At 64.3% G+C, this 14,135-nt stretch carries 10 protein-coding genes; 8 read left to right on the forward strand and 2 right to left on the reverse strand.

Annotated features, from left to right (window positions below; all coding sequences use genetic code 11):
- The first annotated feature begins 51 nt into the window (after window positions 1-51).
- The 5 genes from EUA06_RS04690 to EUA06_RS04710 all read left to right on the forward strand — a co-directional run bounded on the left by EUA06_RS04690 (window position 52) and on the right by EUA06_RS04710 (window position 5,603).
- A complete protein-coding gene (locus EUA06_RS04690) occupies window positions 52-1,185 on the forward strand; it encodes an aromatic ring-hydroxylating oxygenase subunit alpha (RefSeq protein ID WP_165354254.1) in 1,134 nt (377 codons plus the stop codon).
- Between the two features lie 56 nt (window positions 1,186-1,241).
- On the forward strand, window positions 1,242-2,222 hold the full coding sequence (locus EUA06_RS23170) for a PDR/VanB family oxidoreductase (RefSeq protein WP_129473871.1): 981 nt from the start codon (window positions 1,242-1,244) through the stop codon (window positions 2,220-2,222).
- Window positions 2,223-2,344: 122 nt separating this feature from the next.
- Entirely contained in the window at window positions 2,345-3,970 is a 1,626-nt protein-coding gene (locus EUA06_RS04700; protein WP_277985661.1) for an FAD-dependent oxidoreductase, read from the forward strand.
- Window positions 3,971-4,137: 167 nt separating this feature from the next.
- Window positions 4,138-4,932: an MOSC domain-containing protein gene (locus EUA06_RS04705; RefSeq protein WP_129473873.1), complete on the forward strand. Its 795-nt coding sequence runs from the start codon at window positions 4,138-4,140 to the stop codon at window positions 4,930-4,932.
- A gap of 341 nt (window positions 4,933-5,273) precedes the next feature.
- Complete coding sequence (locus EUA06_RS04710; protein WP_129473874.1) at window positions 5,274-5,603, forward strand: DMT family transporter; 330 nt, start codon at window positions 5,274-5,276, stop codon at window positions 5,601-5,603.
- 157 nt (window positions 5,604-5,760) lie between these two features.
- On the opposite strand, the gene EUA06_RS04715 is transcribed toward EUA06_RS04710, so the two are convergent.
- On the reverse strand, window positions 5,761-7,263 hold the full coding sequence (locus EUA06_RS04715) for a PucR family transcriptional regulator (protein WP_165354255.1): 1,503 nt from the start codon (window positions 7,261-7,263) through the stop codon (window positions 5,761-5,763).
- Window positions 7,264-7,430: 167 nt separating this feature from the next.
- Here EUA06_RS04715 and EUA06_RS04720 point away from each other — a divergent pair, with 167 nt between their 5' ends.
- On the forward strand, window positions 7,431-8,954 hold the full coding sequence (locus tag EUA06_RS04720) for an aldehyde dehydrogenase family protein (protein ID WP_129473876.1): 1,524 nt from the start codon (window positions 7,431-7,433) through the stop codon (window positions 8,952-8,954).
- 579 nt (window positions 8,955-9,533) lie between these two features.
- Here EUA06_RS04720 and EUA06_RS04725 read toward each other — a convergent pair.
- Window positions 9,534-10,418 carry a tetrahydrofolate dehydrogenase/cyclohydrolase catalytic domain-containing protein gene (locus tag EUA06_RS04725; protein ID WP_129473877.1) on the reverse strand — a complete coding sequence of 295 codons (885 nt, stop codon included), beginning with the start codon at window positions 10,416-10,418 and terminating at the stop codon, window positions 9,534-9,536.
- A 410-nt stretch (window positions 10,419-10,828) separates the two neighbouring features.
- On the opposite strand from EUA06_RS04725, the gene EUA06_RS04730 reads away from it, so the two are divergent.
- Together EUA06_RS04730 and purU are read left to right on the forward strand one after the other, a co-directional pair.
- Entirely contained in the window at window positions 10,829-13,276 is a 2,448-nt protein-coding gene (locus tag EUA06_RS04730) for a GcvT family protein (protein ID WP_129473878.1), read from the forward strand.
- Window positions 13,276-14,127, forward strand: coding sequence for a formyltetrahydrofolate deformylase (purU, locus tag EUA06_RS04735; RefSeq protein ID WP_129473879.1), 852 nt, complete (start codon window positions 13,276-13,278; stop codon window positions 14,125-14,127). The genes EUA06_RS04730 and purU overlap by 1 nt, the downstream gene beginning before the upstream one ends.
- Window positions 14,128-14,135 lie beyond the last annotated feature (8 nt).

The raw sequence follows: 14,135 nt of genomic DNA on the forward strand, positions 1-14,135 counted from the left end.
CAAGTGGGCCTCGCCCAAATCCGATTGGCCGCGGCACTCAGATCACCGCCCGTGCTGACCGACATAGACGCGCTCACCAAGACCGATGACCAGGAGAGAACCGTGACCCTTACCCGTGACCAGCTCGCCGCCGAGCTCAAGGACGCGATCGCCACCAACAGCGGGCTGCCGACGCACTGGTACAACGCCGAGGAGGTTCTGCAGCTCGAGCAGGAACTGATCTTCCGAAAGTCGTGGTACCACGTGGGACACCTCGACCAGCTTGCCAACGTCGGGGACTTCGTCACCGCGACCATTGCCGGTGCGTCTGTTCTGCTGACGCGCACCGAGGACGGGATCCGCGGGTACTTCAACACCTGTCGGCACCGCGGGCACCTAGTGAAGAGCGAGCCGCAAGGAAATGCGAAGAGCCTGCTGTGCCGATATCACGGCTGGAACTACGATCTCGACGGCTCCCTGCGCAGCGCACCATACGCGCAGGACGAGGTCGGCTTTGACAAGTGCATGTTCTCGCTGACGCCCATCAAGGTCGACTACTGGGGACCGTTGGTCTTCGCGAACCTCGACGTGAACGCTCCGGCATTCATGGAACTCTTCCACGAGCTGCCCACCCAGGCGGCCAAGGAAGGATGGCACATGGGCGAGGGATTCCGGCGGGTTCCGCGTGAGCCTTACACGATCGAGGCGAACTGGAAGCTCGTCGTCGACAACTCCATCGAGTGCACGCACTGCACGTTGACCCACCCCAACTTCGCGCGCACGTACAACGTCAAGATGCCCGTCTACGAGTACCACGAGTTCGAGAACTACTCCTACCAGTGGGGCCCCGCACAGGTCGAGCAGCGGGTGGGCAACTACCAGCAGTGGTTCCTGTTCCCACACACCCTCCCGGTGCGGGCCGGCGGGATCGTCTACGACTTCTGGACCTTCGAACCGCTCAGCGCGACCAAGACCCTCGCATCCGGTGTCCACTACTTCCACGAGTCTGTGACTGACGCTGAAATCGAAGCCTATTACGAGGGTTACTCGACCATCACCCAGGAGGATCAGGCCGTCATGGAGAACATGCAGCGCGGCCTGAACCCCGCCTACTCGGGACCGGCGAACCGAAACCTGGTCAAGGGCGGGGAGCGCCTTCTGCAGCACATGCAGTCGCTGATGCTGAACTCCTTCGAGAACGCCTGAGCCGCCTGCGCCCTCGTGTCGACGTCATCGTCGGCACTTTCGAGAGAGCCGGAGAGATGCTAGACCTACAACACCTGCAGACCACACCCTTTACCGGCTCCACCGGTGATGTGCCCGCGCTGCTGGCCGTCCAGCGCCGTGAGGAGATCGCAGATGGAGTTGTCCGGCTCGACCTGGTCCGACCGGATGGACGCGCACTGCCCGAGTGGTCGCCCGGTACGCACCTGAGTTTGGACCTTGCCAACGGACTACAACGACAGTATTCACTCTGTGGAGCCCGAGACGACAGCGCATGGTCGATCGCCGTGCAGCGGGAGCAGCCCTCGCGCGGCGGCTCCGCATGGCTGCACGACCACGCGACCCCGGGGACGGAGCTTCCGATCACCCACGTGCGCAACAACTTCGACTTCGACCCAGCATCCAACTACGTATTCGTTGCAGGGGGGATCGGCATCACGCCTCTCGTCTCGATGGTGGAGGCAGCCGAGTCGAGCGGCGCTCGGTGGCGGATGCTCTACGGGGGTCGCGGCCGCGCATCGATGGCGTTCCTCCAGCAATTGTCGGTGTACGAGCAAGTAACAGTTTGCGCAGAAGACGAACACGGTCGACCAGATCTCGCTGGCTACATCGGCGAGCCGCGTAACGACACCCTGATCTACGCGTGCGGGCCCGCGGGGATGCTCAATGCCTTGTACGACGCAGCCGCTGCCTGGCCCGCCGGGTCGCTGCGCGTCGAACGCTTCACGGCAGCAGACTTGGACCAGGACAACGGAACGTTCGTCGTCGAACTGGCCCGGGCCAAGAAGGAAGTCGTGGTCGGGTCGGACCAGTCCATTCTCGACTCCGTGCGTGCGGCTGGCATCGACGCCATGTCCTCCTGCGAGGAAGGCACGTGCGGAACCTGTGAGACCCGGGTTCTGTCCGGCATCCCAGAACACCGAGACGTGGTCCTCAGCGATGCAGATCGAGCGAGCAACTGCTACATGATGATCTGTGTCTCCCGTTCGCAGGGTGAACGTCTCGTGCTGGATCTCTGACAGACCTCGCCGCCGCCTCGAACGAACATGATCCGCCGGACTGCGCCAAGCACCGACGCTGGTTGCAGTCCGGACCGCAACGCAAGGAGTAAGAAGGGCGGTCGTAGTTTCTCGTGACGTTCGTGATCACACAGGCATGTTGTAACGATGCTTCCTGCGTTGCCGTATGCCCTGTGCAGTGCATCAGACCGCGCCCGGGCGACAGTGACTTCGCTACCACTGAGCAGTTGTACATCGACCCGGCAACGTGCATCGATTGCGGCGCGTGCGCCTACGAGTGCCCGGTAGACGCAATCTTCCCAGAGGAGGATCTTCCACCCCCGCTGGCGGACTTCCGCGATATCAACGCGGACTACTTCGCCCTGCACCCGCTGGAAGATGTGCGTCCGCTTCCGGTCAAGCGCCATCGCCTCCCAGATGCAACAACCGAGTTCCGCGTGGCCGTGATAGGAGCCGGACCATCCGCAATGTACGCCGTCGCCGAGTTGAGCGAGATGGTAGGCGTGAGCGTCACGGTTCTCGAGCGGACACCGACGCCTCTTGGGCTGTTACGCGCTGGCGTGGCACCCGATCACGAGGGGACGAAGCTCATCGGCGAGAGGTTCTCCCGTGTGCTTCAGCGCCCGAATGTCGAGTGTCTGTTCAATGTGGAAGTGGGACGCGACGTCTCCGTCGCAGAACTGTTGATTCATCATCACGCGGTCATCTGTGCTGTGGGCGCCGCGGATGATCGCAAACTTGGAATCCCGGGCGAGGACCTGGAGGGATCCGTATCCGCGCGTGAGTTCGTAGCCTGGTACAACGGCCATCCCGACTACTCGGACAGGCACTTCGATCTGTCGGGCAAACGAGCCGTCGTCATCGGAAACGGTAACGTCGCGCTCGACGTCGCCCGGGTCCTAGCACGACCAGCATCGGCGTACGAGAAGACCACGATGTCCGACGTCGCGTTGGAGGCGCTTCGCGGAAGCGCGATTGAAGAGGTCATGGTGGTCGGCCGGCGAGGGCAAGTGTTCGGCGCCTACAGCACGGCCGAGCTGCTCGCTCTCGAACGACTGCCAGGGGTCGACCTCCTCGCCTACCCCGCGGAAGTTTCTGTGACCGACGAGGAGTTGGTGACCGCGGGCCTGGAGGAGTCATCTTTCAACTTCGCCCGGCGTAGAGGAGTCATTGACGCGGCGGCGCGCCGCACACCTGTCTCTCCACGCCGCATCATCATGCGGTACCGCTTGAAGCCGACCGCGCTGATTGGCGAGGACGCAGTCCGCGGGGTCGTCCTGACAGAAGCCGACGGAACCTCGGAGGCAGTGGAGACATCCCTCGTGATCCGCGCCGTTGGCTTCAGAGCCCGCTCGATGCCCGGAATCCCGTTCGACAGCTCGGCCGGCATCATCCCCAACGACGCCGGAAGGATCGTCGACCCTGACACAGGACGCCCGCTGCCCGGACTGTACTGCGCAGGATGGGTCAAACGAGGTCCCAGTGGAGTGATCGGGACGAACCGAACCGACTCGGCTGAGACCGTCGCCTCGTTGCTGGAGGACCTGGCAGACGGTCGAGTGCCACAACCAGTCGGAAGCTCGACCGACTTCGCCGATCTCATCAGGTCACGTCAACCGTACCTGGTTGATCGCGCGGGCTGGCGCCGGATCGAAGAGGCTGAGCTCGGAGCCGGCGCAGCTACCGGACGCACCCGCGTCAAGCTGCTCAATTCCGCAGACCTGTTGAAAGCGGCTCGCGGAGCCTAGCGATGGTGGCACGCGTCCCCGCAGCGGCTGCAGCGAAGCACACCAACAGTCGGCGTTACTGCGTGTGATGAGAATGACCGGCGTCCCGACCAAGCAAACGACACAATGTTCAAAGTCCGGGAAAGGAACAACATGCGGTACTTCGGCGACTCTAGGCGGCGTGACCGTTGACCTTCGAGACGGTGGGCTCGGTCGCGGCCCTGCAGATCGCGGCAACCAAGGGCTTTGCTCTACGAAGTGTCCCTACGGTGCAGGTCACACCGACAGGCATCGAAGGCAACCGCGAGTTTTTCCTGGTCGACGTTGATGAGCGCCTCTATTCCGTGCCCAAGGACCCAATCTTTCTTGGGTTGTGGACCGCATACGATCCGGGCACGCGCGTGTTGTGCATCGGCCGCGCCGAGAAGGTTGAGTGCGTTGCGGAAGTGCGCGACGAAGGTTCGGTTCGGCAGTTCGAGTTCGACGAACGTGTCGTCGACGGCTACTGGACGCCAGGGCCGTGGGATGAATTCGTGTCCAGGCTCGCCGGTCGGCGGCTCCGCCTCGCACGCTGCGCGACCACCGGCGGTGGCTTCGATGTGTATCCGGTGACACTGCTATCCACTGCTTCCTTGCACGCGCTCGGATCTGAACCGGATGGGCGGCCAGTCGATCCAAGGCGTTTCCGGCTGAACATGACGCTCGACCTCGGAGGCCGCCCGTTCGCCGAAGATGGCTGGTCTGCGCGCGTCCTTGCAGTGGGCGCCTGCGAACTGCGACTTCGTGGTGGAATCCCGCGCTGTCTCGCGGTGGAGAATCGACCTGATGACGGCAACCGAGATTTTCGCGTACAGCGCCGGATCCGCGAGGTCCGCGGCGCCACTCCGAGTGAAGCGGGCCCCAGCGTTCTGTTAGGCGTGTACGCCGAGGTCGTTACGCCCGGCACCGTGTCCGTAGGCGATTGTGTTCAGCTGGCCCGTTGAGCGGAGAGGCTGCGATGCCCAGACACCGATCTCTACGCGGCACACCCGCTCGATGGGCGTGAGGGCACGGCGGAAGCCGCTGTTGCGTCGGGGCGCGCTCGGCAGACTCGGTCAGCGGGCACCCAAAGGGGGCGCTTGCAACGTAGGGGCGCGCAGGACCGGGCTGACTGTGCGGAGGGGGGCAACATGAGTGCCGGTGTTCGAACGCTGGCCCAGTAGTCACTGGCGCATCGCGCTACCAGTGTTATACCTCGCGCAGACCAAATCACTCGGACCAGAACGGCCATCGCCATGCCGATGTCGATGGCGACGGCAGGTTCGCACCTACCCGAATCGATGACATGTACCCTCTGCTCCTGCTCCTCGTCGCGATCGTCGCCGAGGTCGCTGCCACCGTCATGCTCAAAAGCGCCGACGGCTTCTCGAGGCTCGTTCCCAGTATCCTGGTCTTCGTCGGCTACGCGACCTCCTACATAGCACTCGGCTTCGCTCTGAAGCTCGGTCTGAACTTGGGAACCGGCTATGCGATGTGGGCAGGACTCGGGGCTCTGGCCGCGGCAGTGGCCGGCACGGTGCTCTTCGATGAGCATCTGACCCATACCGCGATCTTCGGCATCGTGCTGGTCCTGGCGGGAGTGCTTCTTATCAACCTCACAGGTCCAACTGGATGAGCTTGCAGGCGACGCAGCGTCGAGGACAAGAACCCCTGACAACGCTGTCGAGCACCTTGTTGACGGTGAACTGCTGTCCCTGTTCCTTGCGTCGACCCGGCGTTTCGAGAGCATGGTCGAGGGGAGCTTCCGCCTGCGTGGAGCCGATCAGCTGGCGTCAACCCGTACGAAGCAGCCGAAGGGTCTTTAGAGCCAGGTACAGCCGGGTTTGGTCGTCCATGTCGGCCAGCCGGGTGCCGGTCAGATCCTCGACACGACGCATTCGGTAGACCAACGTCTGCTTGTGGATCCCTAGGCGAGCTGCCCCGGCTTGCCATGAACGGCCGCTCTCGAAGTACACCTCCAGAGACCGCAGCAGTTGCGAATCGGTCTCCTGGTCGTAGTCGACGAGGGGGCCCAGCACCGCGTGCACGACGGCCTCGCCCTCAGCGACGGTTCGAGGCATGAACAGGGGTGACTCCTCGCCGTAGAGCACCACCGTCTGGTCGGTTGAGCGGGCAGTCTCCAGCGCCCAGCGTGCTTCGCGAGCCGCATCACCGACGCGGCCGATGCTCTGCACTGGTTGACTCAAGCCGACCCGGGCTTCGCTTGTGTCGGCGAGCCCGAAGACGTCGGCGCCGATCGAAGAGGCGGCGACGAGAACAATGAGGTTGTCACCCGAGCGGGCGATGAGATGCGGTATCTGGCGCGCGCCGAGCCGCAGCTGAAGGTCGTCTGGTTCGATCTCACACTCGGTCCCCAAGCAGAGGATTCGCCAGGGTCGATCGCCGAGGCCGAGCGCAGAGAGGCGCTCGGCCGCCGTGTTGACGTCGACCGCTGAATCCAGGAGCCGCTGGAAGAAGCGCGCGCCATTCTCGCGCCGGCGCAGCGCGGCAGCCGCGCGCCGGTCCACCTCGAGGCCAGCGATGGTCGCCACGTGTTGGAGGACGACTAGGTCAACGTCCGTTTCGGCGGCCGGAATCGCCAGCAGAAGTGCTCGACCGTACGTGTCGACGGGTAGGCCCAGCAGAGACCCTGAGGCATGGGGCACGCGTACGAACGCGGGCAGCGGTCCGGTGTGCGACTCGAGGGCCCGGACGAGCGAGGTTCGGATCTCCTCCTCGAGAGGCGTCGACGCCGCCAGCAGAGACCGTCCCTGTCGCACGTCGAGGACGTGCAGGTCCGCACCGCACTCACGCCCAAGGGCGTCGAGCAAGTCGTTCTGGTGGGTGCTCGCCTGGCTCGACCGTCGCAACACATCGTAGACACGCAATATGCGTACGAGCCTGCCGCTGGCCACTTCGCTGTTGCTCTCGGCGACGGTGCGGGCCACGGTGACGAACGGGACGGCGTAGGCCGTCTCCAGGACCGGGAAGGCTAGATCGTCAGCTGCCTTCGCGGCCTCAGGGGTCAGCGGGGCGGCGTGTAGACCCTCCGCCAGCGCGACGCCAGACAGGTTGGCGTGAGCCAGATGGGTGATGTATTCGATCTGGCTCGGGCCGTCTACCGGGAAGTTGTAGCCGTCGGTAAGGAGTAGTTCACCCGTGCCGAGCCAGTTCCAGGGGTCGGGGAGCTCGCATGTATGCGCCCAGAGGACCGGACGGCCGGAACCAGAGTCCCCCGCGAGCACGCGAGTGCGCAGAGACGGTATGTCGACGAGCTGACCGACGGTGAGGCTCACGTTCCCAGTATCGCTTATACGCAGGCGGCGGCCCTCATATGGACGGGAAGCGACTTGTCTCGTCGTACGAACGCGCGCCGACTGTTCGTATCTCCAACGAATTGGTTCCGGATGGTGCAGGTCACATGCTTGATCGGACGACCCTTCTAGTTCCGGAGCGCAGACCGATGGATGCACAGGAAGAACTCGACCGACTCAGCGGAGTCTTCTTCACGCAGGGCGAGTTCGTCGCCAGCGTCAGCGGGACCACGACGCCCGTCGTCGACCCGGCAACTGCCCAGGAGATCGGTGCGTTCCCGCATGTCACGGCTGCCGAGATCAGTGATGTCGTCCGAGCCGCCAACGTGGCGCAGAAGGCCTGGTGGGCCGAGAGTGGGCTGCACCGCTCCGAATTGCTCCACGAGGTCGCCTCGGCGATGCGGCGGATCAGCCCGGAGGTCGCCGAGATCATGACTCGAGAGACCGGCAAGCCGTTCAAGGAGAGCTCCGACGAGATGATGTGGTCGGTCAGCGCAACCGATTACTACGCAGAGATCGGCCGGCACTCCGTCGGTTCCGTCATCGGCACATCGGTAGCCGGCCAAATGCACTACACCCTCAAGGAGCCGATGGGGGTTGTAGTGGTCATTCTCCCGGCGAACTTCCCGGTGCTCTTGCTGATGTGGGAGGCCGCTGCTGCACTCGCCGCCGGCAATGCAGTGATCGTGAAGCCGTCGGAATACGCCTCGCTCACGACGCTCAAGTTCATGGAGGCGTTCGAGGCGCTCCCCGCCGGCCTCGTCCAGTGCGTGACGGGCGGCGGCGAGGTCGGCAGGCAGCTGGTCTCCCACCCGGAAACGCACATGATCGGTTTCACCGGCAGCGTTCCCACCGGGCAGGCGATCGCCAAGGCGTGTGCAGAGCAGTTCAAGCCTTGCCTAGTGGAGGCGTCTGGGAACGATGCCTTCATCGTGATGCCTTCTGCACAGCTGCGAACTGCGGCTCGCGCTGCCACGTTCGCGGCCTTCCTGAACTGTGGTCAGGTGTGCACCTCCGCAGAGCGGATCTTCGTGCACGAAGCGGTCTACGACGAGTTCGCGGCGATGGTCGTGGAGGAGACCGGCAAGCTTCGGATCGGCAACGGACTCGGCAAGGTTGACCTAGGCCCGATGGAACATGCCGGCGAGCTGGCGCGTTTCGAGAAGGTTCTCGCGCGGGCGCTCGAGCAGGGGGCAAAGGTGGTGCAGGGAGGTGGCCGCCCCGAAGGCCTTCCGGTCGAGCTGCAACAGGGGTTCTTCCATGAGCCGACGGTGCTCACCGAGGTCACGCCCGACATGGACGTCATGACCGAAGAGATCTTCGGTCCCCTGGCACCGCTGTGCAAGGTCGACAGCTTCGACCAGGCACTGGAGCTGACGAACTCCTCGCAATTTGGTCTCGGCGCCACGATCTACACCAGCGACCCGGTCGAGATGCACCGCGCGACCAACGAGATCGTCACCGGCATGGTGTGGGTCAACGCGCCGTTGTTGGACAACGACGCGGGACCCTTCGGTGGGCGCAAGATGTCTGGGCTCGGCCGCCAGCTAGGCGCGGAGGGCCTCGACACATTCCGACACACCAAGATGGTCATGGTCGATCCGGCCGCGTCCGAGCAGGACTTCTGGTGGTTCCCGTACTCCGACGAGGAGAGCTTCACTCCCGAGGCTTGACGGCGTTGTCGTCGACGCCGACTCGGTCCATCTACAAGTGGGATCGTGTCGTGGCACGACTTCGACCGACGGGCCTGGGCATCACAGCTAGCAGTCCTCAGCTGGAGGCCAGACGCGCTGCCGTGGGCGTGTGCGCCTGCCAAGCGCGTACCACGGCAAGGGCTCGCTGGCTCGCGATCACGTCGTGCACCCGGAGGTACTCGACGCCCTGCACCGCCCCATGCGCAGAGGTGATCGGGTGAGGTCGTCGCCATCCCGCGGATCAACAGCGGTCTCAACGTCCGTTGCCGAGAAGCGCTTTCGGGAGGTACTCGATGTGCAGGGATGACCGAGCGCGCGAAGTGCCGAGAGATTGCTGGCAGCTCCCCGACAACCCCGACGATGGCGGAATCGTTTCGTCCCTTGACGTCGTTGCTGATGTGAGCACCGGCCGCCAACGCGGCTGAGCCGACCTCGCTCCGCATGGTGGCCACGCTGACCCGCACGCTGTCTCAACGATGTCGAAGAACCTGGCCAGTGCTCAAACCGGCCAGGTCTTCGTACGCGCTCAGGTCCGTCGCGGATCTACCTACAGGTCGGTCATGACGCGGTCGGCACGCTGGTCATCTGTCCGGCGGACCGCTCTGTCAATTCCACCACGTTCTTGAGCAGCATCGCGCGCGTCATCGGGCCCACACCGCCAGTGGCACGGGACCACTTACCGGCAACCTGCTCGACGTCAGGGTGGACATCTCCGAGAATTCCTTCGACGGTGCGGGTGATGCCGACCGAAAGCACGGTTGCGCCCGGCTTGACCCAGTAGGGCTGGACCAGATGCGCTACACCAGCGGCGGCGATCACGACGTCAGCCACACGCGTGTGCGCAGCGATGTCGATCGTCGCCTCGTTGCACATCGTGACTGTCGCGTGCTCGCTGGGACGGGTGAGCATGAGTCCGAGTGGTCGGCCGACGGTGGTGCCACACCCGATCACGCAGAACTGCGAACCGGTGATAGCTACGTCCGCACCGCGCAGTAGTTCGAGAATTCCACTGGGGGTGCACGGCAGGGTGCCGGGTTGCCCGAGCACGAGACGACCGAGGTTTGTCGGGTGAAGGCCGTCGGCGTCTTTGTCCGGGTCGACCGCGCCAAGAACTGCGTGGGTGTCAATGTGAGGGGGGAGTGGGAGTTGGACGATGAATCCCGAACACCGGGGGTTGTCGTTGAGACTGTGCACCGCCGTCAGCACGTCCCGCTGTGACGCTGAAGCGGGGAGCTGGACTCGAAGGGAGTCGATTCCGATCTCGGCACAGTCCCGGTGCTTGCCTGCGACATACGACTGCGACCCTGCGTCTTCACCTACGAGGATGGTTCCCAGTCCCGGACGGCGACCTGCGGCAGTCAGAGCTTCGACCCGGCCGCGCAGGCCCTCCTTCACTGCGGCTGCGGCTCGGGTGCCATCGATGACGGTCGCTCGGTGCTCCATCAGGTCCCCTTCCTGTCAACCGCGCGCGCGGCAGCGGTTGTTGATGTGACATCTGAGGCTCGCGCATCGCTGGCTCCGGTGTTAGTGGCGGATCGCACGAGTCGACCCCGTCCGATTCAGCGATCGTCTAGTCGCTCCGACGGTTGCTCTCGAAGGAGACGAGACGCACAGAAGGCTCAAGACGCTGCTCGTTCTACAGGTCGCGCCAACTGCTTCAGTGCGCGATGTGCGACACCCGGATCTCGTGTCTCGAATCCCCGACATCCGATCTTGGGAGGAACGGCCTGGGCCGCGAACGGTACGGGATGCACTTGGTCGATCGCACAAGTGATCTGCGTCATCTCGGCCCTTCGACGCATGGAGCGCCCACGCCGGGTGCCTCACGCTGGAGGCCTAAGAAGGGGTGGACCATGGGAGAACAGCTTCCGGCTCGGGCGCAGGTCGTGATCGTGGGCGGCGGCATCATCGGGACCAGTACGGCCTACAGCTTGGCTCGTCGCGGGTGGACCGACGTCGTGCTCCTCGAGCGCAACACGCTGACCTCCGGCACGACGTGGCACGCCGCCGGTTTGATCACGCAGGCGCGGGGCACCTGGGGCACGCGCGAGGTGGTACAGCGCAGCCTGGACATCTTCCGCGACCTGGAGTCCGATACCGGGTTCTCCACCGGGTTCGTCCAGACCGGGACGATGAACATCGCGACGTCTCCCGAGCGGCTCGAGGAGCTCCGTCATCAAGCCAGCGTGATGCGCGGCAACGGCATCGACACGGAGTTGCTCAATGTCGACCAGACGATCGATCGACACCCTCTGCTCAATCCCGAAGGGGTGCTGGGCAGTCTCTACTTTCCCCGAGACGGTCGCGGCAGCGCGACCGACACAACCATGTCTCTGGCTAGGGGCGCGACTGCCCGCGGCGTGCGGATCGTGGAGGGAGTCACTGTCACCGACGTCACGACCGCCCACGGCCGTGTCACCGGTGTCGAGACGACGTCGGGAACGATCGAAGCCGAGTACGTCGTCAACGCAACGGGCATGTGGGGGCGTGAGTTCGGCGCCGCCGCCGGAGTCGAAGTCCCGCTCCAGGCCCTCGCGCACTTCTACGTGGTCACCGAAGCGATCCCCGATCTGCCCCGCAACTTGCCAACGATCAAGAGCGGCGATGAGCACGCCTACGTCAAGGACGAGGCCGGTGCCCTCATGGTCGGATTCTTTGAGCCGGGCAGCTACCCCTGGGCATCCGTGAGAATCCCGCCTAACACAGGATTCATTCAACTTCCGGAGGACTGGGACCACTTGGGTCCGTTCTACGAGAAGATGGTCGAACGGATGCCCGTCCTCGCAGATGCAGGCATTCGGCTGCACTTCAGCGGGCCCGAATCCTTCACGCCTGACGGCATGTACCACTTGGGTGAAGCGCCCGCGCTTCGAAACTACTTCGTAGCCGCGGGCTTCAACTCGGTTGGGTTTCTCTCCGGTCCAGGTTCTGGCTCGGTTCTCGCCGACCTCATCGTCGAGGGACGCTCCTCCGTCGACCTGCCCGAGGCCGACCTCGCTCGCGTGCAGCGTCACGAGACGAATCGACGCTTCCTCGAGGCGCGGGTTGTTGAATCGCTCGACATGGCGTATGAGGTCCACTGGCCATTCCAACAGCGGGCGACGGCGCGGAACCTTCGTTTGAGCCCGTTGTACGCAGCGACTCAGCAGGCCGGCGCAGTGTTCGGTGAGCTCGCCGGATGGGAGCGCGCCAACTGGTACGCCCCCGACGGCGTCGCCCGCCACTACGAGTACTCCTTCGAACGACCGAACTGGTTCGAGTACTCGGCCAACGAGCATCGCGCCATCCGAGAAGCGGTCGGGATGATCGACACGTCCTCGTTCGGCAAGCTGCTCGTCCAAGGACGTGACGCCGTGCAGGTCCTCAGCAGAGTCTCGGTCAACAACGTCGACACCCCTATCGGCACCATTACCTACACGCAGTGGCTCAACGATGAGGGCGGCATCGAGGCAGATGTCACGGTCACCCGGGTGGCCGAGACCGAGTTCCTGGTCCTGTCCGGTCCCGCAACGGTGAATCGCGACCTCGCACACCTGCGCCGCCACATCCTCGACGAGGAGTTCTGCACGGTGGCCGACGTCAGCGGAACCATGGCGATGCTCGCTGTGATGGGTCCGAAGTCGCGCGAGCTGCTGCAGCCTCTCACCGACGCCGATCTGTCCAATGCCGCGTTTCCGTTCGGCGCGTCGCGCGAGATCGACCTGGGGTTCGGCTTCGTTCGTGCCACTCGCGTTACTTACGTCGGCGAGCTCGGATGGGAACTGCTCATCCCCAGCGAGATGGGACATCACATCTGGCAGACCCTCGGCGCCGCGGGCGAGCCGCACGGGTTGAGACCGGTCGGGTACCACGCTATGAACTCTTTGCGCATCGAGAAGGGTTACCGCAGCTGGGGTCACGACGTCTCGAGCGGGGACGACCCGATCCAGGCTGGTCTGAGCTTCACGGTCAAGTGGGACAAGCCGGGAGGCTTCATCGGGCGCGAAGCCTTGGAAAAGATCCGCGCGGTTGGGGTTGATCGGCGACTCGTTCAATTCGTGCTCGACGATCCGGAGTCTCTTCTGTTCCACGACGAGCCAATCTTCCGCGATGGCGTCCTCGTCGGACGGGTGGCCTCGGCCATGTATGGCCACACGCTGGGGGGTGCGACAGCGCTCGGCTGGGTGACCGCTCCTGAGGTAGTGGCCCGCGGATGGTTCGAAGAGGGCGCCTACACCGTTGAAGTCGCAGGTCGCCGCGTGCCCGCTCGGGCGTCTCTACGTCCGCTCTACGACCCGAAGTCTGAAAGGCCCAAATCCTGATGAATGACATCGTTCTTACCCTGTCGTGCGAAGACCGCCCCGGCATTGTGGCGCTCGTGGCCGGCTTCTTGGCCGACCGAGGCTTTACCATCCGTGACAGTCAGCAGTTCGGCGACGTCGACACCGGGTTGTTCTTCATGAGGGTCCATGCGGCCAACCACGAGGTCTTCGACATCGCAGATCTCCAACTGGAGCTGCAGAGCAGCGTGGCAGCACCTCTCGCTGCCGAAGCGCGTATTCACGACCCGTCTGTCCCGTTGCGGATGCTGGTGATGGTGTCCAAGCAGGGCCACTGCCTCAACGACCTCCTGCATCGGGTCCGCAGCGGCTCTATGCCGGCCACGATCGTCGGCGTCGTGTCCAACCATGAGACATTCCGTGACCTCGTCGAATGGCAGGGCATTCCGTTCCACTACGTGCCGGTCACCGCCAACAGCAAGCAGGCCGCCGAGGATGAGCTGCGGAAGCTGGTCGCCACGTACGAGGCCGACTCTGTCGTGCTCGCGCGCTATATGCAGATCTTGTCGAATGACCTCTGCCGCGAGCTCGAAGGACGGGCCATCAACATTCACCACAGCCTGTTGCCGAGCTTCAAGGGCGCCCGGCCGTACTTCCAGGCCCATGCCAGAGGCGTGAAGGTGATCGGCGCGACCGCTCATTACGTGACCGCCGACCTGGACGAGGGCCCCATCATCGAACAGGACTTCGCTCGTGTTGATCACACTCGCTCAGCGAGCGACCTGACCGCAATCGGGCGCGACCTCGAGGCGTTGGCCCTGGCGCGTGCGGTGACTGCCCATGCGGAGCACCGCGTACTCCTGGATGGCACCAAGACCGTCGTCTTCCGATGATCGCCGCG

The sequence above is a fragment of the Nocardioides glacieisoli genome (assembly GCF_004137245.1).
In the GTDB taxonomy this organism is placed as follows: Bacteria; Actinomycetota; Actinomycetes; order Propionibacteriales; family Nocardioidaceae; genus Nocardioides; species Nocardioides glacieisoli.

Coding starts and splice junctions, on each gene's coding strand:
- EUA06_RS23170 (WP_129473871.1), top strand. CDS start 1,242: ATGCTAGACCTACAACACCTGCAGACCACACCCTTTACCGGCTCCACC.
- EUA06_RS04710 (WP_129473874.1), top strand. CDS start 5,274: ATGTACCCTCTGCTCCTGCTCCTCGTCGCGATCGTCGCCGAGGTCGCT.
- EUA06_RS04720 (WP_129473876.1), top strand. CDS start 7,431: ATGGATGCACAGGAAGAACTCGACCGACTCAGCGGAGTCTTCTTCACG.
- EUA06_RS04725 (WP_129473877.1), bottom strand. CDS start 10,418: ATGGAGCACCGAGCGACCGTCATCGATGGCACCCGAGCCGCAGCCGCA.
- EUA06_RS04730 (WP_129473878.1), top strand. CDS start 10,829: ATGGGAGAACAGCTTCCGGCTCGGGCGCAGGTCGTGATCGTGGGCGGC.
- purU (WP_129473879.1), top strand. CDS start 13,276: ATGAATGACATCGTTCTTACCCTGTCGTGCGAAGACCGCCCCGGCATT.